Here is a 24,136-nt window from a genome sequence, read left to right on the forward strand (position 1 = left end):
ATTGGCTATTTGTCCACGCCTGTGAGGTGACTAAGCTGGTCACCAATCCCCACTGTCCTGGAGCATCACCATGCAAGCTCGTACCGATTTCTACACCGCTTCCCCCGACGCGATGAAGGCCATGCTCGCCCTCGAAGCCGCGGTCGGCAAACTCTCTCTGGAACTGCCGCTACTGGAACTGGTACGCCTGCGCGTCTCGCAGATCAATGGCTGTGCCTTCTGCCTGGACATGCACACCGCCGATGCCCGCAAGGGCGGCGAGACCGAACGCCGTCTGTACACCGTCTCGGCTTGGCGCGAAACGCCATTCTTCACCCCTCGCGAGCGTGCGGCCCTAGCCTGGGCCGAAAGCCTGACCCTGATCAGCCAGACTCATGCTTCGGATGAAGATTACGCGTTGCTCAGCACCGAATTCAGCCCGCAAGAGCAAGTCGACCTGAGCGTGGCCATTGCCACCATCAACAGCTGGAATCGCCTGGCAGTGGGCTTTCGCAAGATGCCTAAATAGTTAGAAGTTAACCGACGCACTCAAGCGCGCCGTCAACGGTGCGCCCTGGAACAGGTAGTCATCGCCCATGTACTCGCCCGCGTCGCGCCAGTAGCGCTTGTCGAACAGGTTGTCGACGCTCAGGCGGAACACCGTTTCATAGCCGTCGATGCGCGTGCTGTAGCGGCTGCCGATATTGACCACTGCATAATCCCCCACCTCGACTTGCCCGGTGCGATTGGCGTACTTGCTGGCGCTGTATTGCACGCCACCGAGCACGGCCAGGCCATCGACCCAGGGCAGGGCGTAGTCGGCGTAGAGGCTGGCCCGCAGCTTGGGCACGTTGATCGCCTGATGGTCTTCGTACTCCGGCGTGCCACTGCCGCTGACGCGGGCGCGAATCGCCGCCACGCTGGCGGCAATCTGCAAGCGCGATGTGGCCCAGCCGTTGGCGGACAATTCCAGGCCGGTATTTTTCTGTTCGCCCTGTTGGACGTAGGTGTAGTCGCCGGCTGCATCCGGCTTGGCGTATTGGTAGGCCTGGCGGGTCTGGAAAACGGCGGCGGCGAAGCTGATGCGGCGCCAGTCGTATTTGACGCCGGCTTCGATTTGCCGGGAGACGGTTGGGGCGAGGGTTTCGAAACTGTTGAGGGCAAACCACGGTGCTTCGCCACCCAGGGACAGGCCCTTGCTGTAGCTGGTGTACAGTGACAGGTTTTCTATCGGCTTGTAGATCAGCGCCGCCTGAGGCAGGAATACATATTGCTGGGTATGGCGGGACTCGTTGCCATCCTTGTCGTAGGCCTGTTCGTCGAGGCGTACTTCGCGGCCACCCAGTACGGTCTGCCATTGCTCGTTGAAGCTGATGCGGTCGGTGACGAACAGACCGTACTGGCGGCTGTCGAGGCGGCGGTGGCTGTCGTTCAGTGGGCCGTCGTAAGCCGGGAAGTTTTCTGGGTCATGATCGATATTACCCGTGCCGAGCACTGTGCCGTCAGGCAGCATATTTCTCATGAAATTGATCGGTTCACGCTTGTCTACAACCCGCCGAAACGCGCTGGTCCCAAACGTCAGCTCATGCCCCAGGCCACCGGTGTTGAACAACCCGGTCATTGCCGCCTGGATTTCATCATTGCGCCGGGTGTCATCGGGGCTGCGGAAGTCGTAGATGTCGTAGTTGCCTTCGGGGCTGAAGTAGTTCGGTACCTTGGCCGCCGAGCAGCTGGTCGAACCGTAGCAACCCCAGGCAAACGAACTGTAATCATCAATCACCACCTTGCTGCGGGCCGCGCTGACACTGCCTTTCCACTGATCGCTGAAGCGGTACTCGAACTTGCCATTGAGGTTCAGCGAATCGATGCCCACCTGCTTGGCGCCGCTCTGATGGCCCAGCAGCTTTTTCGGCGAAGTGTCGTGGGGCACTTCGGTACCGCCAAGCAACTGATACCCCGGCACCGAACGCTGCTCCTTGTTTTGATACTCGGCGTCCAGTTGCAGCACCGCGTCGGGGCTGATGTTCCAGTCAAACGCCAGGGACAGGAAATCCCGCTGACCATTGGCGTGTTCGACATAGGAGTTGAGGTCTTCATGGGCGACGTTGGCTCGCAGGCCGAACTGCTGCTCGCTGCCAAACCAGCCACCGACATCGGTAGCGATATAGCCGCTGCCACGATCATCGGTGGACACCGTCACCGAACGCACATCTTCCGGGCGCTTGGTTACGTAGTTGATCACGCCGCTGGGCTCGGAAATCCCGCTTTGCAGGCCCGACAAACCCTTGAGTAATTCCACTCGCTGCTTGTTTTCCAGGGCGACGTTCTGCTCGCCGGTGATGGTGCGGCCATTGATTTTGTAGCTGCTGGCGGCATTCAGGGAAAAACCGCGCACCACGAAATTTTCGTAATAGCCGATGGGCGCATAGCTTTCACCGACCGAGGCATCGTTGCGCAGCACTTCGCTGAGCAAGCGCGCCTGCTGATCCTTGATCAAGGATTCGTTGAACACCGCGATCGAGGAGGGCGTGTCCAGCAACGGCGCTTCGTCGAAACCGCCCACCGAGGCGGTGTCGTTCTGGTAGCTGGACGTGTCCTGCCCCTGGATTTTTACCGCTGGCAGCTCTATTTCAGCGGCCAGGCTGCTGCTCATGCCGCCGCTGAGCAGCAGGCCAAGGGTGAGCACATCAAGGGCAAAACGCGAGGTAACGGCAGGACGAAAACGCAAAACCATGGGGGAAGGCCTGAGAGCGCAGAGCGAAGGGCGCTTAAACTAGGCATAACGACGCTGGTTTACAAGTTTTCGAGAGTTCCTGCTTTCGAAGCTGTGTAGACACTGATGCTGCGATGGCATCACCTCGGTACATCTGTTGATGATGGTGTTTCTCCGAAATTGATCGTTCCCATGCAGAGGGTGGGAACGATCTTCTGCGCACTGGATAGCATGTCACCGAAGTTTCTGGTGGCGCTTCAGGGTCTCGCTCGGCAACTCCTGGAACAACGCCCGATAACTATTGGAAAACCGCCCCAAATGCCAAAACGACCATTTCATTGCCACCTCGGTCACGGTCGTCTCCACTGACGGCGGATTCAATAGTTCCCGCCGCGCACTGTTCAGCCGCCGCAGTCTCAACCATTGCGCCGGGTTTATTCCGGTGTAGGACTTGAAGCCGTTTTGCAACTGGCGCAACGGCACCCCGGCAATGTGCGCCAGCTCCATCAGGTTGACGGTTTCATCAGGAACATCCGCCGCCCATTCACCGATCCGCGCCATGATGATTCGCTCTTCGGTACGGCGCTGAAACGAACCCTTGTCCAGGCATACGCAAGCGTTATCGAGAATGAACAGGCAATCGTCCAGCAACTGCTGAGTCAGGGCGTCGCAGCTGGGCGCATCGATTACTTGTGACAAGCGAGTAAGCGTTGTGCTGAGCCAGCGACTGAACAAGGCGTTTTGCAGCGAATTAAGCGGGGCCATGAACAGCCCTTCCAGTTTCGCAACGTCCAGGGCATGCCTCTGGACAAACTGCGGGCCAAATACCACCGCCACTTCACGGTAGTTTTCCGGCGTGATCCAGATGTTGCGGCTTTCGCCATTGAGCATATACAGCGCGTTGTCGCTGCCATCGAAGCAGAACGCCAACGAACCCGGCGGCGCGTTGAAACTTTGCTCCACCCGCGTGTTCATCCGCTCTTCGTACACATGGACCCCTTGCAGGTCCAGATAGCGAATATGCCCGGCAAAATGCCCCGGGGACATCTGCTGATACTGCTGCACCCAGCCGGGTGTCGCACTGCATTGAGCGGCCACATCACCGGTGGTGAAGGCCTGTACGCGCAAAGCTGTTGCCTGTGTCATGGGTAACCTGGGCGCACTCTATTGGTGCGTTATGGTTGGCGAAAAGTGGATAGATGCCGTCGAGCTGCGGGCTCAAGATAGACCTCAACGCGCTGCGGGGGAAGTGGGCCATTGGAGCCTGCTCGAACTGCCGGCGCTTTTCAAACCTATACCGAGGTCTTTATGCACACCCCCTTCGATCAGCTGTCCGACTGGTTGAAAGAACACAAAATTACCAAAGTCGAATGCGTGATCAGTGACCTTACTGGCATCGCACGCGGCAAGTTTGCACCCACCAATAAGTTCCTGCATGAGCGAGGCATGCGCCTGTCGGAAAGTGTCTTGTTGCAAACGGTCACCGGGGACTTTGTCGACGACGACATCTACTACGACCTGCTGGACCCGGCCGGTATCGACATGATCTGCCGCCCGGTATCCAACGCCACCTACGTCGTACCGTGGGCCATTGAGCCCACTGCCATCGTCATTCACGACACCTTCGACAAGCATGGCAACCCCATCGAACTGTCGCCGCGCAACGTGCTGAAAAAGGTCTTGCAGCTCTACACCGACCGGGGCTGGCAGCCGATTGTCGCACCGGAAATGGAGTTCTACCTGACCCAGCGCTGCGAAGACCCGGACCTGCCGCTGAAAACCCCGCTAGGCCGCTCAGGTCGCGCGGAAAGCGGCCGCCAGTCGTTTTCCATCGACGCCGCCAACGAATTCGATCCGCTGTTCGAAGACGTCTACGACTGGTGCGAAGCCCAAGGCCTGGACATCGACACGCTGATCCACGAAGACGGCCCGGCGCAGATGGAAATCAACTTCCGCCACGGCGACGCCCTCGACCTGGCAGACCAGATCACCGTGTTCAAGCGCACCCTGCGCGAAGCGGCGCTCAAGCACAACGTCACCGCGACCTTCATGGCCAAGCCGGTGGCGGACGAGCCCGGCAGCGCCATGCACCTTCACCAGAGCGTGGTGGATATCGCCACCGGCAAGCCGGTGTTTGTCGACGATGACGGCAAGATGAGCCAGTTGTTTTTGCACTACATCGGCGGCTTACAGACGTACATCCCCAAGCTGCTGCCGATGTTTGCGCCGAATGTGAACTCGTTCCGCCGCTTCCTGCCGGAGACGTCGGCGCCGGTCAACGTCGAGTGGGGCGAAGAAAACCGCACCGTCGGCCTGCGCGTCCCCACTTCCAGCCCCGACGCCATGCGCGTGGAAAACCGCCTGCCGGGAGCCGACGCCAACCCGTACCTGGCCATCGCCGCGAGCCTGTTGTGCGGCTACCTGGGGATGATCGAAAAGATCGAGCCGAGCCCCCCAGTGCAAGGCCGAGCCTACGAGCGGCGCAGTATGCGCCTGCCGATCACCCTCGAAGACGCCCTGACAAAGATGGAAGAGTGCGAAACCATCAAGCAGTACCTGGGCGACAAGTTTGTCCGTGGCTACGTCGCGGTCAAGCGTGCCGAGCACGAGAATTTCAAGCGGGTGATCAGTTCCTGGGAGCGCGAGTTTTTGTTGCTGAGCGTCTAACGCCCTAAACACGCCTCGACAGCTTGTCGTCGTAGGTGGGCGATTACATAACAATAAAATCATGCAAAGGGGTCTCGATATGCGTCGTGTGAAAAAGCTTCTTCCACTGGCCTTGGCGGTGTTGTTCAGCGCTACGAGCCAGGCCGCGCCAACGGTCAGCGTCTACAACTGGACCGACTACATCGGCGAGACCACCCTGGTCGACTTCCAGGCCAAGACCTCGATCAAGGTGATCTACGACGTGTTCGACTCCAATGAAACCCTGGAGGGAAAACTGCTGGCGGGCCGCACCGGCTATGACGTGGTGGTGCCATCCAACCACTTTTTGGCGCGCCAGGTACAAGCAGGGGCGTTTCTGAAACTGGACCGCTCGCAGTTGCCGAACTACAAGAATCTGGACCCAAAACTGCTCACGCTGCTGGAGAAAAACGACTCGGGCAACGCGCATTCGGTGCCGTATCTGTGGGGCACAAACGGCATTGGCTATAACGTCGACAAGGTCAAGCAGGTGCTGGGCATCGACCATATCGATTCCTGGGCGGTGTTGTTTGAACCCGAGAACCTGAAGAAGCTCCACCAGTGCGGCGTGGCTGTACTTGACTCGGCGGATGAAGTGTTCCCGGCGATCCTCAACTACATGGGTATGGACCCGCTCAGTGAGAGTCCTGAAGACTACAAAAAGGCCGAAGCCAAGCTGTTGACCCTGCGGCCGTACATCACCTATTTCCACTCCTCCAAGTACATCTCCGACCTGGCCAACGGCGACATCTGCGTGGCCTTCGGTTACTCCGGTGACGTGTTCCAGGCCGCCAACCGCGCCAAGGAAGCCAATAACGGCGTCAACATTGCCTATTCGATTCCCAAGGAAGGCAGCAACCTGTGGTTCGACCTGCTGGCCATCCCGGCGGACGCCGCCAACCCGAAAGAAGCCCATGCCTTTATCAATTACCTGCTGGACCCGCAGGTGATTGCGAAGGTCAGCGCCTCCGTCGGCTATGCCAACCCGAACCCGGCAGCCAAGGCCTATATGGACCCGCAATTGGTGAACAATCCTGAGGTGTACCCGCCCCAGGAAGTGCTCGACAAACTCTACATATCGACCACCCCAAGCCCGGCGATCATGCGTGTGATGACCCGCGGCTGGAGCAAAGTGAAGTCCAATCAATGAATCTCTCGTCTTCAGACCACGCCCGGTCCTACTACCTTGCTTCGGCCAACGCCATGCCCCGGCGTCCATCACTGGACGCTGACCTGAGCGCCGATGTCTGCGTGATCGGCGGTGGTTTTACCGGGATCAACACCGCCATTGAGTTGGCTCAGCGCGGACTTTCGGTGATCCTGCTGGAAGCCCGGCGTATTGGCTGGGGCGCCAGCGGGCGCAACGGCGGGCAGTTGATACGCGGAATCGGCCATGACGTCTCCGGTTTTGCCCGCTATGTGGGCGAGGAGGGCGTGCGTTACCTGCAACAGGCGGGAATCGATTCGGTGGCGCTGGTGGGCGAGCGCATCCGCGAACACGCCATAGACTGCGACTTGCGCTGGGGCTTTTGCGAACTGGCCAACACGCCAGCGCAGTTCGCGGCGTTTCAGGGTGAGCTGGAGAGTTTGGCAACCTTGGGTTATGCCCATGAAACCCGGCGGGTGGGACCGCAGGATATACAGCAGGTGGTGGGTTCGGGTTTGTATGCCGGTGGCCTGGTGGATATGGGCTCAGGACACCTGCATCCGCTGAACCTGGTTGTGGGGGAGGCCCGCGTCGCTGCATCCCTTGGTGTGCGAATCTTCGAAAACACCCCAGTGCTGGAATTGATCCATGGCGATACGGTGCAGGTGCGTTGTGAGTTTGGCACCGTGCGCGCGGGCAGCCTGGTGCTGGCGTGCAATGCGCATCTGGAAGACCTGGAGCCGCGCTTGAGTGGCAAGGTGCTTCCCGCTGGCAGCTATATCATCGCTACCGAACCGTTATCGATTGAAGTAGCTAGCCAGTTGATCCCGCAGAACCTGGCGTTGTGTGACCAGAAGGTCGGGCTCGATTACTACCGGCTTTCGGCAGATCGCCGTTTGTTGTTTGGTGGTGCCTGCCATTACTCCGGTCGTGACCCGGCAGATATCGTCGCTTACATGCGGCCGAAGATGCTCAAGGTCTTCCCGCAACTGGCCAGCACCGCCATTGAATTCCAGTGGGGCGGCAAGATCGGCATCACCGCCAATCGGTTTCCCCAGGTGGGGCGGCTCAACCAATACCCCAATGTGTTCTACGCCCAGGGCTATAGCGGCCATGGCCTTAACGTTACTCATTGGTGCGCGCGGTTGTTGGCCGAAGGTATTCACGCCGGGCACAGCCAGGGCCTGGATATTTTCAGCCGGGTGCCACACATGACCTTCCCCGGCGGCAAGGCGTTGCGCTCGCCACTGCTGGCGCTGGGGATGTTGTGGTATCGGCTGCGGGAGATGTTGCGTTGATCGTCGAGCCCGAGTGCGGATAAAGCGCAGCGCGATTGGATCCATTTACGGTATAACCCCTCGGTCGCTTTGTTCTCCCGAGGCCCCGCATTTCATGCAAAACCCTTTGCAACGCCCGCTGTGGCAGGTCTACCTGATCTTTCTGGCACCGATGGTGCTGTCCAATTTCCTGCAGAGTTTTTCCGGCACCCTCAACGGCATTTATGTCGGGCAAATGCTCGGCACCCAGGCGTTGGCGGCGGTATCGGGGATGTTTCCCATCGTGTTCTTTTTTATCGCCCTGGTGATTGGCCTGGGGGCGGGCGCCTCGGTGCTGATCGGCCAGGCCTGGGGGGCGCAGGAGACGGGCCTGGTGAAGTCGATCACCGGTGCCACCTTGACGCTGGGTGCGTTGATCGGTGTGATCGCTGCGGTGTTGGGCAGCCTGTTCGCCCGCCCGGCGATGCAGGCTCTGGGCACGCCGGTGGATGTGCTGGACGACGCGGTCGGTTATGCGCAGATGATGATGTTGATCATGCCGCTGCTGTTGGTGTTTATCCTCTACACCCAGTTGCTGCGGGGGGTGAGCGACACGGTGTCGCCGTTGTTGGCATTGGTGGTGTCGACACTGGTGGGCCTGCTGCTGACCCCAGCGCTGATTCGCGGCTGGATCGGCTTGCCGCCCATGGGTATTCAGAGCGCGGTGTGGGCCGGGCTGGTAGGCAACGCCTTGGCCATGTTGTTTCTGGTGCTGCGCCTGCGCCACAAAAAGCACGTTATGGCACCAGATCGCGAACTGCTCAAGGCTTTGCGCCTGGACCGGGCGATCCTCGGCAAAGTCTTGCGCATCGGCTTGCCCACTGGCTTGCAGATGGTAGTGCTGTCGCTGTCGGAGCTGGTAATCCTGGCGCTGGTCAACAGCCATGGTTCCCAGGCGACGGCGGCTTATGGCGCGGTGACGCAGATCGTCAACTATGTGCAGTTTCCGGCGCTGTCGATTGCCATCACCGCCTCGATCCTCGGCGCCCAGGCCATTGGTGCGGGACGCCTGGAACGCATCGGGCCGATCTTGCGCACGGGGCTTTTGATCAACACTTGCCTGACGGGCGGGTTGATTGTGCTGGGCTATATGTTGTCCCACTGGTTGCTGGGGCTGTTCATCACCGACAACGAAGCGCGGATCAAGGCCGAACACCTGCTGCACATCATGCTCTGGAGCATCCTGGTGTTCGGCTTCCAGGCGGTGGTGGGCGGGATCATGCGCGCCAGTGGGGTGGTGTTGATGCCGGTGGCGATTTCGATTTTCTGCGTGCTGGGGGTGGAGTTGCCGGTGGCGTATCTGCTCAATGCGCGGTTTGGGCTGGAAGGGGTGTGGATGGCATTTCCGGTGACGTACTTGACGATGTTGGCGTTGCAGACGGCGTATTACCGGTTGGTTTGGCGGCATAAGCAGATTAAACGGTTGGTTTGAATGGTCTGGGCGATGGGAAGCAATTGCTCCGCTTAATAGGAAGCATTACTATTCACGTCCCGCCTACCCAGTGCATCCCGATGACTCCTCAGCCGCCCCGCAGAACAGGTTTTTTCGAGCACTACGAAGAGTTGATCGGGACCTGGACGCGTCGCCTGAGAAACCGTCAGCAGGCCGAGGACCTGGCCCACGATACCTTCGTGCGGGTGCTTGAATCAAAATCGACCCAGGTCGAGCAGCCTCGCGCCTATCTGCATCAGACCGCGCGCAATATCGCCGTCGATGCCTATCGTCGCGAAGACCGGCGGGAGGCGATGGCGTTGCAAGCCTTTGATCAGAGTTCGCCACCCAGCGGCGACCCGGAGCACTTCATGCACGCGATCCAGTTGGCGGCCTCCATCGAGCGGGCCTTGGCCGAGTTGCCGCTCAATTGCCGCAAGATTTTTATCTGGCAAAAGATCGAAGGACTGACCCAGCAGGAAATCGCCGAGCGCCTGGGGCTTTCTAAAAACATGGTGGAAAAGTATATGATCCGCACCCTGCGGCATCTGCGCGAGCGCCTGGACGCGATAGCCCCATGACCCATGCCCGTTTTGAAACAGGACCTTCCATGATGGATACCCGTGAGTGTGCCGGCGGCAGCGCGACGGCCCGAGACGAGGCCGCGCAATGGTTCGTGCGTCTGCAGGACAGCCCGTTGAGCACCGAGGAGCGTAGCCGTTTCGACGCCTGGCGTGAGGAGAGTCCTGAGCATCAGTACGAATTTGACGTGTTGCAAGGGCTGTGGAGCGTCACTGATTTGTTGCCCAAGGATCGGTTACAGGCGTTGTGCGATACGCCACCGGCACGTACCAAGCGCCCCCCGCTGCTGCGTTATGCGGTGGCGGCCAGTATGTTGGCGCTCGCCGTTGGCCTTGGGCTGTTTAGCGGCTTGAATCATCCGCAGGCTTATGAGGCCCAATTCAGTACAACCCTGGGTGAGCGCCGTCAGGTCGCGTTGCCGGACGGTTCGCTGATGGACTTGAACAGTCGCAGCGTGGTGATCGTGCATTACGAAAAGGGCCAGCGCGGCATTGAGCTCAAGCAGGGCGAAGCGATGTTCAGTGTCGAGCACGACAGCAGTCGGCCGTTTGTGGTCAAGGCCGGAGCAGGGCAGGTGACGGTCACCGGTACCCGTTTCGACGTGCGCCGAGATGAGGATCAGACCCGCGTGGTGGTCGAGGCCGGTACGGTCAAGGTGCAGGGCCGATCCCCGGAGCATCTCGTCACGCTGACGGCAGGCCGGGGCACGGCGATTGATGGCCAGGGGCTGGTGGCGACGGCTTACGCCGTTAATCCAGAAGAACTCACAGCCTGGCGCACCGGCAAGCTGGTGTTCAACAACGCGACCCTCGGTGAAGTGGCCCGGGAAGTTTCCCGCTACCGCGAGCAACCGCTACGGGTCAGCACGGCGGCGAGCACTCTGCGCCTGACCAGCGTGTTCAAATCCAATGACACCGACGCGTTGCTCAAGGCCTTGCCGCACATATTGCCGGTGGCCCTGCGCACACTTCCCGACGGCAGCCAGGAAATAATTTCACGCTAGATTCAGGTTTTTTCCGAGTTCTTCGTCTTCTTGTCCAACTGCAACTGGTTTTCATTAACGGGCGCACTCTCTTGCGATCACAGGACTAGGTTCGACGTGAAAAAACTCGCCGTGAAAAACAATAAATTATCCCGTTGGGTTCCACTGGCCCTGGCTCTTGCGGTCAGTGCCGCGATCCCGGCGGCCTACGCTGACGACGCCATTCATATCCAGGCTCAACCCTTGAGTTCGGCGCTGAGCCAGCTGGGGCAGCAAACTTCCCTGCAAGTGTTTTTCAGCCCAGACATGGTGGCCGGCAAGCAAGCGCCTGCGGTGGACGGCAACCTGTCGCCAGAACAAGCCTTGCGCCAATTGCTGCAAGGCAGCGGCCTGGACTACCAGATTGATTCTGGGTCGGTGACGCTGCGCCCGTTGTCCAGTGGCACCGGTGAAGCCGGTTCGCCCCTGGAGCTGGGTGCCACCGACATCAAGGTGGTCGGCGACTGGCTGGGCGATGCCAATGCCGAAGTGGTGCAAAACCACCCCGGCGCGCGAACGGTGATTCGCCGCGAAGCCATGGTGGAGCAGGGCGCGATGAACGTCGGTGACGTGCTGCGGCGCGTGCCGGGTGTGCAGGTGCAGGAGTCCAACGGTACCGGTGGCAGCGATATTTCCCTCAACGTCGGAGTGCGCGGCCTGACGTCGCGCCTGTCGCCACGTTCCACGGTGCTGATCGACGGCGTACCGGCGGCCTTTGCCCCGTATGGTCAGCCTCAGCTGTCGATGGCGCCGATTTCCGCCGGCAACCTGGACAGCATCGACGTGGTGCGCGGCGCCGGTTCCGTACGTTATGGGCCACAGAACGTCGGCGGCGTGATCAACTTCGTGACCCGCGCGATCCCCGAGAAGTTCTCCGGTGAAGTCGGCACCACCCTGCAAACCTCCGCTCACGGCGGCTGGAAGCATGTGGAAAATGCCTTTATCGGTGGCACGGCCGACAACGGCATCGGTGCGGCGCTGCTGTATTCCGGAGTCAACGGCAACGGTTATCGCAACAGCAACAACGCCAACGACATCGACGATGTGATCTTCAAGACCCACTGGGCGCCGACCGATCAAGACGACTTCTCGCTGAATTTCCACTACTACGATGCCAGTGCCGACATGCCCGGCGGCCTGACCCAGAAGCAGTTCGACGCCAACCCGTATCAATCGGTGCGTGACTGGGACAACTTCAGTGGCCGGCGCAAGGATGTGTCCTTCAAATACATCCGGCAGATCGACGACCGCACCCAGGCCGAAGTGCTGACCTATTACTCGGACAGTTTCCGTGGCAGCAACATCGCCAACCGCGACCTGAAAGCCCTCAGTTCCTACCCACGCACCTACTACACCTTCGGCATCGAGCCACGGGTGTCCCATGTCTTTGATCTGGGCCCGACTACCCAGGAAGCCAGCATCGGTTATCGCTACTTGAAAGAAGGCATGCACGAGCAGGCCACCAGCCTGGCGCTGGTCAACAACCAGCCCACGCCGGTCGGCCAGAATGACGGCCATGTTTACCAGGACCGCACCGGTGGCACCGAGGCCAACTCATTTTATATCGATGACAAGATCGACGTGGGCAAGTGGACCATCACGCCGGGCATTCGCTTCGAAAGTATTCGCACCGAATGGCATGACCGCCCGGTGGTGGCGTTGAACGGCACCACGGTCCAGGAGAAACGTCGCCAGATCAAAAACAATGAGCCGCTGCCGGCACTGAGCGTGATGTACCACCTCTCCGATGCCTGGAAACTGTTCGCCAACTACGAAACGTCTTTTGGCAGCCTGCAATACTTTCAGCTCGGCCAGGGCGGTAACGGCGACCAGACCGCCAACGGCCTGCAACCGGAAAAAGCCAAGACCTACGAGATCGGTACGCGCTACAACGACAACGTCTGGGGCGGCGAAGTGACGCTGTTCTACATCGACTTCTCCGATGAGCTGCAATACGTCAGCAACGACGTGGGCTGGACCAACCTCGGCGCCACCAAGCACACCGGTATCGAGGCCTCGGCCCATTACGACCTGGCGAACCTGGACCCGCGCCTGGAAGGCCTGACCGCCAATGCCGGCGTCACCTACACCAAGGCCACCTCCGAGGGCGACGTGCCGTTCAAGGGCCGTGACCTGCCGCTGTACTCCCGAGAAGTGGCGACCCTGGGGCTGCGTTACGACGTCAACCACTGGACCCACAACCTCGACGTCTACGCCCAGTCCGGCCAGCGTGCGCCGGGTACTACCAGCACCTACGTCACCCAGCCCACCGCTGACGGTCAGTACGGTGATATCCCAGGCTACGTGTCGGTCAACGTGCGCAGCGGTTACGACTTCGGTGCGCAACTGTCGAACCTGAAACTGGGCGTCGGTGTGAAAAACGTCTTCGACCAGCAGCACTACACCCGTTCCAGTGATAACAATGCCGGGATTTACCTGGGCGAACCGCGCACGTTCTTTGTGCAGGCCAGCGTAGGTTTCTAAGTACCCGCTCAAGCAGACTCTTACAGAATGCGCAATGCAAGTCTGTGGGAGTCTATTTAGCTTGATAGAGGACGTTGGGCCTTTCCAATCGGTTCAATACTCGACATTGAGTCGGCGTGATGACTACGTGATTCAAGTGGGTAGGACTATTCCTGCCAATGAGTATTGGCTGATTATTATCTGACGGCGCAATAAGTACTGTTAACAGGTTAATGTCGGATTTTTCCCTCAGCCAATAACGCATAAAAATCATATCGAGGAACCAACTCTGCTGGCTTGCCACATAACGTGTACTTGCTGGCGCCCGGACGTCGGCAGGTGGTGTGCTTTCACAAACTGAGCAGAGGGTTTCACATGACATACGCACAAACTGAGTTTCGCAGTAGTAACGGAGTGACTGTGTCTATTTCTGCCGGTCAAAAGCCTGATCCTCAACAGGCGACGTCCGGCATGCAAAGCACCTGTTGCCCGCGACAGTATTCAGGGTCTCAATCGACACAGGCTCCGTTTGTATTCAACGGAGGGGGTGCGCCGCAAGGGCTTCAATTTTTTGAATTGCAGCGCCAGAACCAGGTTTTTGGCTCCCCGAACATGAGGGACTTTACACGTTCGAACTCATTCCAGGCGCCGGGCAATAACGCGGCGCCCTCTTATGGCCAGGCACAGGCTTCCTATATGAACCCGATCCAGCGGTTCTATATGAATATGATGAATTTTTTCATGCAAGTGATGGGTCAACCTCCTGTGGGTGGGGGCGGCCCAGGTTGGGGTGGCGGCATACCCGGCCAGCCGGGGAATGGCTGTGGGCCCGGAATTTTCCCGCAGCCTTTGCCGGATCCGGGGTATTGCCCGCCGCCATCCTACGGGCAACCTCCCAGGAATGAGTTTTCCCGGCAGTCTGATGCGAGTCTTGCCCAAGCACTGCAAAACAGCTTTGGCACGTTCGAAGATCCAAAGGAGCGTGGATATATCTCTGAAAAATCACTCAAGGCGATTGCTGATCGTCCATATCCTTCCGGTAACTTCTCGCAGGATCGTGACACTCTGCTGGCTCAAGAGTACTTGATGCGTCCCAATCTTCTCGGGCTTTCAGATAAACACTCTGAAACCGGAAATTATGACGGGCTTATTGATCGAAAAAATCTACAGATTGCAGTAGAAAAGTCCAAGGGTAATAGCAACCCTTATTACGGTGATGGAGTAACAGCGTCGTCTTTGCCAGGCTAGAGTCCGATAGTTTTCTGGCCACACTATTCATAGATATTGAAGTCGTAATAACCTGCCTTGAGCCGCTGACAACGGCATCTGGATAAACTTGAGGTGTCTTGTCAGCTTTGCTCAATGTGCAGGAATCATTTTCGCTGGTTTGCCACACAGGGCATGCCGGCCGGCTCTTGAGTGGTTGGGCTCTTACACACTGGACCAGGTTTTGACCATGAATTCAACGTCGCTTGAATCCCACAGTTCCCTTCGCAATGATCCTTGTAATCGGCCGTCCATCGCTGTTTCAGAACAGATGCCTGCAGGTTACCAGAGTGGGCTTTTACAAGGTGTCAGCAACGCTGCGCTTCTCATCATGAGTGTTGGCGCGGTGCTACCAGGAACTCCTGCGCAGCACGGTCCCAACTGCTCTTCCTCGCCGCCCGGGTCGGTTGCGCGTCAACGCGTCTTTCAGGCGCCTACTGCCGAAGATTTTAATAGAGGCACCTTGCCCAGCGAATCGCACACGCTTCAGGACGTGAAACCGTCTTCGCCAATATGGGCAGCCATGTTCTTCTGCATGAGTCACCTATGGGCCAGGCTGTTTGGCTCGGCCAGCCCGCAGTAGGCTGGCCCGATCCCTGGTTGGCAGAGCCGACAGTTAAAAAAAATCAAACTTTCCTGGCTCCTGGCAACGTTATCAAGGGTTTTTCCCGGAACCATTACGGCTGTAGCACCACACAGGTTTTGCTTGTTCCGCATTAATAGACGGCCTGTTCTCGGATATTACGGTTGTCAGGGCCAAGGCATCACAATTCAAATATGTGGAGTGAATCATGACTATCAACGGTATCAATCCCGGCGGCACACAACCTTTCGTACCGCCGCATATTAAGGCAATACTTGGTTTGGAGCAGCGCGCAGCCCCCGTGGCATCCGGTGGTACGGGTTACACTCGTCCGGGAATGGATGTCCGAGCGCTTGGTGCACCTGGTCAGGTCACTGCTTATGCCGCCCCTTTGCAGTTTCCAGGCATGCCTGCCCCCCAGACCCGGCACGTGGACTTTCAGAACATCCATGGCGGGATGCAGACTTCTGGAAATCCCTACGTCAGCTCGTCGGACAGCCTGTTGGCGACCGCATTCAAGAACAACTTTTCAGAGCTGGATAAATTTAAAAAAGATGGCAAATTGACCCAGTCCTCCCTGCAGAAAATCGCTGCTGAAAAAATGGGCGAGAGTGAAGGGCAGGACCGCAATATCATGCTGGCCAAGGCGATCCTCAATCGTCCGCGCTTGAACGAAGCGATCATCGGCAATGGTGGCAAAATCACCGAAAAAAGCCTTGCCGAGGCGGCTGACAGCCTGGTGGGCAACACCGACCCTAATACGCAGAGCGCTGATCCGTTTCATTCAATGAGCAACGCCCAACTCGTCAAGACATTTAGAGGCGTATTTGATGATTTGAGGGACAAATCAGAAGACCGGTCATTCTTTTTCGAAAAACACCGTTACGTGAATAAAGACAAGCTCATCGAGATGAGCAAGGACCCTGACGAAGTCGACAAGAGCGCGAATGTGGTCCTCGATCCAGCGAATGGGTTGCCCAAGAAAAAATACAGCGAACAACAGGTTTATATGGCAAAGAACCTGGTTGAACGTCCTGGCTTGCTGGCCTCGTTGGACAGCACCAAAGCCAACGGTACCAATATTTTTGGCAGCCACAATGACGATGGCTGGCTAAAGAACTACAGCATTGATCGCTGGCTGAAGAACGACAAGAAAGAAAAGGGCATGTAACACATCCTCTCATCGGTGCTTGAGACGCCTCGAAGCATCTCAAGCGCTGAGCTTATACCCGCAGGACTTTTCCGCTGACTGCCACACCCATCAGCAACAGCGCGACTATCAGAAACGCCGTGCTCAAGCTACTGCCATGAGCGACAAACCCGATCAATGCCGGCCCGGCGAGAATGCCCGCGTAACCCAGCGTGGTGATGGCCGGCACGGCGATATGTTCAGGCATGACATTCTGCTTGCCGATGGCGGTGTATAACACCGGCACGATATTGGAGGCTCCTGCCCCTACCAGCGCATAGCCGAGCAATGCCATTGCCCAGTCGGAGGAAAAGGTGGCAAGAAGCATGCCGAGCGCCGCAAGAGCCCCGCCAAGAATGATGACCTTGGTGGCGCCCAGACGACGGACGATGGCATCTCCCATCAGGCGCCCCGCAGTCATGGTCAAAGCGAATGCGGCATAACCGAGCCCCGCATAAGCCTCGTCCAGACCGCGTTCGGCGCTGAGGAATACCGCGCTCCAATCCAGCACGGCGCCTTCGGCGAGAAACACGATAAAACACAGGCAACCGATAAATAGCACTACGCCATGGGGAATGGCAAAGGCCGGCCCCGAGCTTTCACTGCCGTAGGGCAACAAGTGTGGCGCCGCCTTGAGCAGCGCTACCACCATGATCACGATGACCACCAGGATTGCCTGCAGCGGTGATAAGCCCAATCCCAGCAATCCGCTCACACCCGCTGCACCGACAATACCGCCCAGGCTGAACAGCCCGTGGAAGCCTGACATCATGGTTTTGCCACTGGCCCGCTCGACGATCACAGCTTGCAGGTTGACCGTGGAATCCACGGTGCCAAGGCCGGCGCCAAACAGAAACAGCGAAGCCATCAGCAGTGGGATCGAACTGACTGTGGCCAGCAGTGGCAGGGCCAGGCAGATCAAAATCGTCCCGCCAATCAACACTCGCCGGCAACCGAACCGTGACGCCAGGGCACCTGCGGCCGGCATGGCGATGATTGAGCCTACCCCCAGACACAGGAGTAATAAACCGAGGGTGCCTTCATCGAGCTGGGCGCGGGCCTTGGCGTAAGGCACCAGCGGCGCCCAGGTGGCAATGCTGAATCCTGCGATGAAAAAGGCGATGCGGGTCGACATTTGTTCCAACCGCCCGGGGAGCACGGGTGCTGGGGTGCTGATGGCAGTCATGAAAATCCTTGGCTTTGCGTTCAACGACGATGTGCAGCACAACATCCTTGCATATCAGGCCGTATCGAGCGAGCAGGGTTCCCCTGGTTTGCCGGGGCAGGGGGCACTGGATCTTTATTTTTATAAGGCTGGAACACTATTCAGCTTCCCAGCCACTTATGTATCACTGATCTGTATGGCACTTGCCCGCTTGTTGTATGAGGTTATCTGGAAGGTGCGTAATCCGTGTGGGAACTGGTGAACCCCGGGCTTCTTGCAGTGGATTACCACCTTCCAGATGAACCCTCGGCGTTATCCCTGACGCAACCGGCTGCGGGCATACACCGCAACAATCACAAAACAGCCCAGCGGCAACAGGTATGCCATGGCCACCGAACTGTGATCGGCCACCTTGCCCATCAGGTAAGGCATCAGCGCGCCACCGACAATCGCCATGATCATGAACGAACTGCCACGCTTGGTATGAGGACCGAGATTTTTCACGCCCATGGCAAACAGCGTCGGGAACATGATCGACATGAAAAAGAACACCGCGATCAGCGCAATCACTGACACACCGTCCAGCCCCATCACCACCAATGCGCACAGGACGATATTGATCAGCGCATAAATCAGCAGCAACCGCTGGGCACTGACCCGGCCCATCAACCAAGTGCTGAAGAAGCGCCCAAACATAAAGGCCAGCATGGCAATCGACAGCAGATACGCGGCCTGCTGACTGCTCATTTGCGTCCAATGCTCAGTGACATAGTTGATGAAAAACGCACCGACACCGACCTGGGCCGCGACGTAGAAAAACTGCGTGATAACGCCGCCAACAAACTCCCGATGCTGCCACAGTCCCTTGCCGGCAGCCGGTTGCAGCGCCTGCTCCTGGGCGCGCAAGTCCGGCAGTGGCGTGCGGGCAATCAGCACCGCCACTAGCAACACCAGAATTGCGATCACCACGTAGGTGGTTTGCAGCGAACTCATGTCTGAGGCGGGTGTGCTGCCAGAACTGAAAAACATTGCACCGCCAATCAGCGGCCCGAAGAACTGGCCGAGGCCGTTGAACGATTGCGCCAGGTTCAGCCGCCGCTCGGCACCCTCGGGTTCGCCCAGCACCGTGGCGTAAGGATTGGCCGCAGTTTCCAGGCAGCCCAGGCCGCAGGCGATGACGAACAGCGCCAGCAGGAAAAACGGAAAACTGGCCGCCGCCGCTGCCGGCATGGACAGCAGCGCCCCGGCTGCATAGAGGCATAAGCCCAGAAGAATCCCGGCCTTGTAGCCATGGCGGTCCATCAACAGGCCCGCCGGCAGAGCGATCAGGAAATAGGCGCCGAAGTAGGCGCTCTGCAACAGCCCAGACTGGGCTTTGCTGACGTGCAGGGTTTCCTGGAAGTGCTTGTTCAACACATCCAGCAACCCGTAGGACAAGCCCCAAAGGAAGAACAGACTGGTTACCAGTATCAGCGCCCAGCGATAGGTCGGCACGGCGCGGGCGCCGTCTGCCACTTGTGTCTCTTTGCTTAACATGACGCTTCTCCTGTTGTTTTTATTGGATCAAGGCGTGCGATGCAGCGGGGTTACGGTTGTTCCATCAGGCTGAAGATCTGCTCCAAGGGCTGCCATTTTCCGCCGGCAGCGGTCCATGGCGTGGGCGTCTGGAAACGCCACATCAGGGTTTCCCAGGCTTGCACCTCGGGGTTGTGGCGGGCGGCGCTGTCCATCCCGTCGCAGCTGAAATCGGGCCCGGTGTCCATGACCATGAACAGCCGCGTACCCAGGCGCCAGATCTGCATGTCCAGTACCTGTTGGCTGCGCAGATGCTCGGCCACGGCTGGCCAGATGCGTTGATGCAACTGTTGGTATTCGGCGATCAAGACCGGGTCATCGATTAGGTCCAGGGCCCGGCAGTAGCGTTGGCCGCTCACGTCAGCGCCCGGTCCAGATGGGTGTAGCCGCCGTCCACCACCAGCCATTGCCCGGTGGTGTGGGAGGCGCGGGGTGAGAGCAGGAACAACACGCTGTCGGCGATTTCCTCCGGCGTGGTCATCCGCTTGCCCAACGGGATTTTTTCGACGATGGCGGCCAGCTTGTCCTCGGGGTTGTCGAAGCCGTCGATCCAACGCTGATACAACGGCGTCAGCACTTCGGCGGGTACCACCGCATTGACCCGAATGCCGTGCTCCAGCAACGATGCCGCCCATTCCCGAGTCAGGGACAATTGCGCGCCCTTGGCGGCGGTGTAACCGCTGGTGCCGCCCTGGCCGGTGAGGGCGGTCTTGGAGCTGATATTGACGATGGCTCCGCGACTGGTCTTGAGCGCATCGAGGCACAGGTGGGTCATCAAGTAGTAGTGAATCAGGTTCTTTTCCAGGGACTCGACGAAGGCCGCGCGGCCCGCTTCCAGGCCCACGCCATCATTCACTCCGGCGTTATTGACCAGCCCGTCGATCCGCCCGAAGCGCTGCAGCACTTCATTGACGGCCCCATGGCAAGCCTCTTCATCGCGCAACTCGACCCGCACGAAATGACTTTGGCCTTGCTCTTCAAGCTGTGCGCAAAACGCGGAGGATAAAGGCTGATGGCCGAAAATCACCGGGATCGCCCCTTCGGCGATCAGCCCCAGGGAAATAGCCGCGCCAATCCCCGAGCCACCGCCGGTGACGATCACAACGCGGTCCTGCAAGTGCAGATTCATGGGCAGCTTCCTTCAAGTTGATAGACCCGTTGGGCGGTGCCGCCCCAGATAGCCTGGTGTTCACTGGGGGACAACTGGCCGAGGGTCTGCTCCAGCACTTGGCAGGTGCCTTCGTATTCGTCGGCCAGCAGGCACACCGGCCAGTCGGAGCCGAACATCAGGCGCTCGGCGCCAAACAACTCCAGGGCCAGTTCGATAAACGGCCGCAGCGCCTGGGCATTACGTTGACCGGGGCCGGCTTCGGTCAGCAGGCCCGACAGTTTGCAACTGACGTGCGGCAGGGCGGCCAAGGGTGCCAGGTGATCGGCCCAGGCGCCGGGGCCTTTGGCGATGTCCGGCTTGCCCAGGTGGTCGAGCACCAGATGATGCTGGTCGTGGCGCTGGCACAGGGCAGTGGCGGCGCTTAGGTCGGCGCAGCGGATCAGCACTTCATAAACGTAGCCCCGCTGTTGCAACTGCTGCAGGCCTCGGGAAAAGGCTGGATGAGCCATGAGCGTCGCCGGTCTGGGCTCATCCTGGATCTGATGACGAAAGCCTTTGAGTTGGGGTTGGTCGCGCCACTGATGCAGGTGCTGTTCAAGGGCTGGGTCGCACAGGTCGACCCAACCCACCACGCCGAATATCCACGGGTGTTGTCGCGCCATTTCCAGCAGCGCGTTGGTTTCCTGCTCACCGGCACGGGCTTGCACGGCGATGCAGCCATCCAGGCCAGCTGCGTCGAGCAAGGGCTTTAAATCCAGTGGGATAAAGTCCCGGCGAAGGTCGGCTTCGCGCTCGCCGATCCACGGATAATCAGCGGCCCGGTAGCGCCAGAAATGCTGGTGCGCATCGAGCCTGAGCGGTGATGGGGACGACATTATTATTGTGCTCCGTCCATTCAAAGTGCGGTTCAGGTCACGGCCGGTGGCGGAATTGCTCCCGGGACGCGGCTTTCATCTGGATCGAAAAACCCGGCGCCTGGGGCGGCATATAGGCCGCACCACGAACGACGCAAGGCTCTTCGAAATGTTCGTGCAGGTGATCGACAAATTCGATGACTCGCCCTTCATGGGTGCCGGCAATGCACAGATAATCGATCATCGACAGGTGCTGCACATATTCGCAAAGCCCGACGCCACCGGCATGTGGGCACACCGGTAAGCCATACTTGGCGGCCATCAGCATCACCGCCAACACCTCGTTGACCCCGCCCAGGCGGCAGGCGTCGATCTGTACCACATCAATGGCTTCACGCATGATCAGTTGCTTGAAAATGATGCGGTTCTGGCACATCTCGCCCGTCGCCACCTTGACCGGTGCGACGGCCAGGCGAATCTTGCGATGGCCTTCGATATCGTCGGGGCTGGTGGGCTCTTCGATAAACCAGGGTTTGGCAAACGCCAATTCCCGCACCCAGTCGATGGCGGTGTCAATTTCCCACACCTGGTTGGCGTCGATCATCAGTTGCCGGTCTGGCCCCAGCACTTCACGGGCAATGCGCACGCGGCGCAGATCATCCTGCAAGTCGTGGCCGACCTTGAGCTTGACGTGGTTGAAACCGGCGTCCACTGCTTCCTGGCACAGGCGTCGCAGCTTTTCATCGCCATAGCCGAGCCAGCCCGCCGAGGTGGTGTAGCAGGGGTAGCCATTGGCTTGCAGGTCGGCCATGCGCTCGGCCTTGCCTTCGGCGCGCTGGCGCAGCAAGGCCAGGGCTTCGGCGGGTGTGATGCAGTCAGTGATGTAGCGAAAATCGATGCAACGCACCAACTGCTCCGGGCCCATGTCGGCGACCAGGCGCCACAGGGGTTTTCCTTCAGCCTTGGCCCACAAATCCCATGCCGCGTTGACGATTGCGCCGGTGGCCAGATGGATCGCACCCTTGTCCGGACCGATCCAGCGCAACTGGCTGTCACTGGTGACATGGCGCCAGAAGCGGCCCATGTCTGCGGTGATCCATTCCAGGGTCAGGCCCACCAGCAGGTTTTCCATGGCCTTGATCGCTGCGCAGCAAATCTCGTTGCCCCGGCCGATGGTGAAGGTCAGGCCGTGGCCTTCAAGGCCCGGGTTATCGGTCTGCAGTATCACGTAGGCGGCCGAGTAGTCCGGGTCCGGGTTCATGGCGTCGGAACCGTCCAGGGACTGGGACGTGGGAAAGCGGATATCTTCGACGCGAATCGCGGTAAGGGTGGTCATGAACGGCTCCTTGGCTCTTGTCAGGCGTCGACGGTGATCTGGTTCTGTTCGCCGAGGCCTTCGATGCCCAGGCGGATTTTTTGCCCGGCCTTGAGGTACACCGGCATGGGCTTGATCCCCAGGCCGACGCCGGGTGGCGTGCCGGTGGAAATCACGTCTCCGGGTTGCAGGCTCATGAACTGGCTCAGGTAGCTGATCAACTTGGGGATCTGGAAAATCATGGTGCGGGTGTTGCCGTTCTGATAGCGATGCCCGTCGACTTCCAGCCAGATCGCCAGTTGATGGGGGTCGGCGATTTCATCGCGGCTCACCAGCCACGGCCCGAGTGGACCGAAGGTGTCGCAGCCCTTGCCCTTGTCCCAGGTGCCGCCGCGTTCCAGTTGGAATTCACGTTCGGACACATCGTTGATCACGCAGTAGCCAGCCACGTGTTCCATGGCTTGGCTTTCGTCGATGTAGCGCCCGCCTTGGCCGATCACCACGCCCAGTTCCACTTCCCAGTCGGTCTTGCGTGAGTGGCGGGGGATTTCGATATTGTCGTTGGGGCCGACGATGGCGCTGGTCCACTTGTTGAAAAGGATCGGCTCATCGGGGATTGGCGCGCCGGTTTCCGCTGCGTGATCTGCGTAGTTCAGGCCGATGCAGATGAATTTCCCTACTTGCCCGACACAGGCACCCAGGCGCGGGTTGCCGGGCACCAACGGCAGGCTGGCGGGGTCAAGGTCTTGCAGGCGGGCGAGAGTGTGCGGCAGCAGGGTGTCACCTGCGATATCGCTGATATGGGCTGACAAGTCTCGCAACTGGCCATCCGCATCCAGCAGGGCCGGGCGTTCCTGGCCTTTTTCGCCATAGCGCAACAACTTCATGGGCAATCCTCTTATAAAGGTGGGGCGGTCAGTTGCTCCAGCCGCCGTCGATAATCTGCGTGGTGCCAGTGGTAAATGCGCTGGCGTCAGAGCCGAGGTACAGCGCCAGTTGGGCAACTTCCTGCGGCGTGCCCAGGCGGCCCATTGGCTGGCGGGCGGTGAATGCGGCGTATACCTCATCCTGTTGCCGCCCTTCGCGAGTGGCCTGTTCGGCGATGCGTTGATGCAGTGACGGCGATTCAACGGTGCCGGGGCAGATGGCGTTGCAGCGAATGCGTTGGGTGACGAAATCGGCGGCCACCGAGCGGGTCAGGCCGATCACTGCAGCCTTGCTGGCGCAGTAGGCGAATCGGTTGGGAACGCCTTTGATGCTGGAGGCTACCGACGACATATTGATGATCGATCCGCCACCTGCGGCCAACATGTCGGGCAGGAAGGCGCGGATCATGCGGTACATGGCGGTGACGTTGAGGTCCATGGCAAACGCCCAGTCACTTTCCGGGCATTCGAGGATATTGCCGGCGTGGACCACCCCGGCGCAGTTGAACAGCACATCCAGCGGGCCCAACTGTTCAGCGATGCGTTGGATGGCGGCTGCATCGGTTACATCCAGCAGCACGGTACGTGCGCCAGGCAGGTCCGCGAGTGTCTGTTGATTGATGTCGGCGGCAAATACCTCGGCGCCAGCAGCCAGATAGGCTTCGACGCTAGCGCGGCCAATGCCCTGGGCGGCGGCGGTGATCAGCACGCGTTTACCGGTGAGGTCCATGACAGACTCCCTTGATTGTTATTATTGGCTCAATGGTCAGGCCATTAAGGGCGTAGCTAGCCTCGACGTAGCCCATAGCCAATC

At 59.3% G+C, this 24,136-nt stretch carries 21 protein-coding genes; 11 read left to right on the forward strand and 10 right to left on the reverse strand.

What is annotated here, in order from left to right; translation table 11 throughout:
• Positions 1-70 precede the first annotated feature (70 nt).
• Complete coding sequence (locus AAEZ06_RS19505; RefSeq protein ID WP_149413153.1) at positions 71-508, forward strand: carboxymuconolactone decarboxylase family protein; 438 nt, start codon at positions 71-73, stop codon at positions 506-508.
• Here AAEZ06_RS19505 and AAEZ06_RS19510 read toward each other — a convergent pair whose 3' ends face one another.
• Both AAEZ06_RS19510 and AAEZ06_RS19515 read right to left on the reverse strand, forming a co-directional pair.
• Positions 509-2,713, reverse strand: coding sequence for a TonB-dependent siderophore receptor (locus AAEZ06_RS19510; RefSeq protein WP_350615742.1), 2,205 nt, complete (start codon positions 2,711-2,713; stop codon positions 509-511). It abuts the gene before it with no gap.
• Between the two features lie 213 nt (positions 2,714-2,926).
• On the reverse strand, positions 2,927-3,838 hold the full coding sequence (locus AAEZ06_RS19515; RefSeq protein ID WP_350615744.1) for a helix-turn-helix domain-containing protein: 912 nt from the start codon (positions 3,836-3,838) through the stop codon (positions 2,927-2,929).
• 162 nt (positions 3,839-4,000) lie between these two features.
• Here AAEZ06_RS19515 and AAEZ06_RS19520 point away from each other — a divergent pair, with 162 nt between their 5' ends.
• The 9 genes from AAEZ06_RS19520 (at position 4,001) to AAEZ06_RS19560 (ending at position 16,358) form a co-directional block, all read left to right on the forward strand.
• Positions 4,001-5,359, forward strand: a complete 1,359-nt coding sequence (locus tag AAEZ06_RS19520) for a glutamine synthetase family protein (RefSeq protein WP_350615746.1) — start codon at positions 4,001-4,003, stop codon at positions 5,357-5,359.
• A 79-nt stretch (positions 5,360-5,438) separates the two neighbouring features.
• Positions 5,439-6,527, forward strand: a complete 1,089-nt coding sequence (locus AAEZ06_RS19525; RefSeq protein ID WP_350615748.1) for a polyamine ABC transporter substrate-binding protein — start codon at positions 5,439-5,441, stop codon at positions 6,525-6,527.
• Entirely contained in the window at positions 6,524-7,822 is a 1,299-nt protein-coding gene (locus AAEZ06_RS19530) for an NAD(P)/FAD-dependent oxidoreductase (protein ID WP_350615750.1), read from the forward strand. Before AAEZ06_RS19525 ends, AAEZ06_RS19530 begins: the two co-directional genes overlap by 4 nt.
• Positions 7,823-7,916: 94 nt before the next feature.
• Entirely contained in the window at positions 7,917-9,272 is a 1,356-nt protein-coding gene (locus tag AAEZ06_RS19535; protein ID WP_149413148.1) for an MATE family efflux transporter, read from the forward strand.
• Positions 9,273-9,352: 80 nt separating this feature from the next.
• Positions 9,353-9,853 (forward strand): sigma-70 family RNA polymerase sigma factor, encoded by a 501-nt coding sequence (locus tag AAEZ06_RS19540; RefSeq protein WP_149413147.1) that lies wholly within the window; start codon positions 9,353-9,355, stop codon positions 9,851-9,853.
• A gap of 32 nt (positions 9,854-9,885) precedes the next feature.
• Entirely contained in the window at positions 9,886-10,857 is a 972-nt protein-coding gene (locus AAEZ06_RS19545; RefSeq protein ID WP_350615857.1) for a FecR family protein, read from the forward strand.
• 96 nt (positions 10,858-10,953) lie between these two features.
• The gene (locus AAEZ06_RS19550; protein ID WP_149413146.1) at positions 10,954-13,359 is read left to right on the forward strand and encodes a TonB-dependent siderophore receptor; all 2,406 of its coding nucleotides are present in this window, start codon (positions 10,954-10,956) and stop codon (positions 13,357-13,359) included.
• Between the two features lie 399 nt (positions 13,360-13,758).
• Complete coding sequence (locus AAEZ06_RS19555; protein ID WP_350615753.1) at positions 13,759-14,586, forward strand: hypothetical protein; 828 nt, start codon at positions 13,759-13,761, stop codon at positions 14,584-14,586.
• 809 nt (positions 14,587-15,395) lie between these two features.
• The gene (locus tag AAEZ06_RS19560; protein WP_350615755.1) at positions 15,396-16,358 is read left to right on the forward strand and encodes a hypothetical protein; all 963 of its coding nucleotides are present in this window, start codon (positions 15,396-15,398) and stop codon (positions 16,356-16,358) included.
• Positions 16,359-16,410: 52 nt separating this feature from the next.
• On the opposite strand, the gene AAEZ06_RS19565 is transcribed toward AAEZ06_RS19560, so the two are convergent.
• Positions 16,411-17,562 carry an MFS transporter gene (locus tag AAEZ06_RS19565; protein WP_350615757.1) on the reverse strand — a complete coding sequence of 384 codons (1,152 nt, stop codon included), beginning with the start codon at positions 17,560-17,562 and terminating at the stop codon, positions 16,411-16,413.
• Between AAEZ06_RS19565 and AAEZ06_RS19570 the strand changes: the two genes are divergently transcribed.
• Positions 17,552-17,803: a hypothetical protein gene (locus AAEZ06_RS19570; protein WP_149413143.1), complete on the forward strand. Its 252-nt coding sequence runs from the start codon at positions 17,552-17,554 to the stop codon at positions 17,801-17,803. The genes AAEZ06_RS19565 and AAEZ06_RS19570 overlap by 11 nt on opposite strands.
• A 50-nt stretch (positions 17,804-17,853) precedes the next feature.
• Here AAEZ06_RS19570 and fucP read toward each other — a convergent pair whose 3' ends face one another.
• Genes fucP through AAEZ06_RS19605 form a run of 7 tightly spaced genes read right to left on the reverse strand, consistent with a single transcriptional unit; the run spans position 17,854 to position 24,052 of the window.
• Positions 17,854-19,077, reverse strand: coding sequence for an L-fucose:H+ symporter permease (gene fucP, locus AAEZ06_RS19575; RefSeq protein WP_350615760.1), 1,224 nt, complete (start codon positions 19,075-19,077; stop codon positions 17,854-17,856).
• A gap of 50 nt (positions 19,078-19,127) precedes the next feature.
• The gene (locus AAEZ06_RS19580) at positions 19,128-19,475 is read right to left on the reverse strand and encodes an L-rhamnose mutarotase (RefSeq protein WP_178114472.1); all 348 of its coding nucleotides are present in this window, start codon (positions 19,473-19,475) and stop codon (positions 19,128-19,130) included.
• Complete coding sequence (locus AAEZ06_RS19585) at positions 19,472-20,245, reverse strand: L-fucose dehydrogenase (RefSeq protein WP_350615762.1); 774 nt, start codon at positions 20,243-20,245, stop codon at positions 19,472-19,474. Before AAEZ06_RS19585 ends, AAEZ06_RS19580 begins: the two co-directional genes overlap by 4 nt.
• Positions 20,242-21,102 (reverse strand): amidohydrolase family protein, encoded by an 861-nt coding sequence (locus AAEZ06_RS19590; RefSeq protein WP_350615764.1) that lies wholly within the window; start codon positions 21,100-21,102, stop codon positions 20,242-20,244. The genes AAEZ06_RS19585 and AAEZ06_RS19590 overlap by 4 nt, the downstream gene beginning before the upstream one ends.
• A 37-nt stretch (positions 21,103-21,139) precedes the next feature.
• Positions 21,140-22,417, reverse strand: a complete 1,278-nt coding sequence (locus AAEZ06_RS19595; RefSeq protein WP_149413138.1) for an L-fuconate dehydratase — start codon at positions 22,415-22,417, stop codon at positions 21,140-21,142.
• Between the two features lie 20 nt (positions 22,418-22,437).
• Positions 22,438-23,283, reverse strand: a complete 846-nt coding sequence (locus AAEZ06_RS19600; RefSeq protein ID WP_149494034.1) for an ureidoglycolate lyase — start codon at positions 23,281-23,283, stop codon at positions 22,438-22,440.
• A gap of 28 nt (positions 23,284-23,311) precedes the next feature.
• Positions 23,312-24,052 (reverse strand): SDR family oxidoreductase, encoded by a 741-nt coding sequence (locus AAEZ06_RS19605; protein ID WP_350615767.1) that lies wholly within the window; start codon positions 24,050-24,052, stop codon positions 23,312-23,314.
• Positions 24,053-24,136: the final 84 nt, after the last annotated feature.

This window comes from Pseudomonas sp. HY7a-MNA-CIBAN-0227, from assembly GCF_040310325.1.
Classification (GTDB): domain Bacteria; phylum Pseudomonadota; class Gammaproteobacteria; order Pseudomonadales; family Pseudomonadaceae; genus Aquipseudomonas.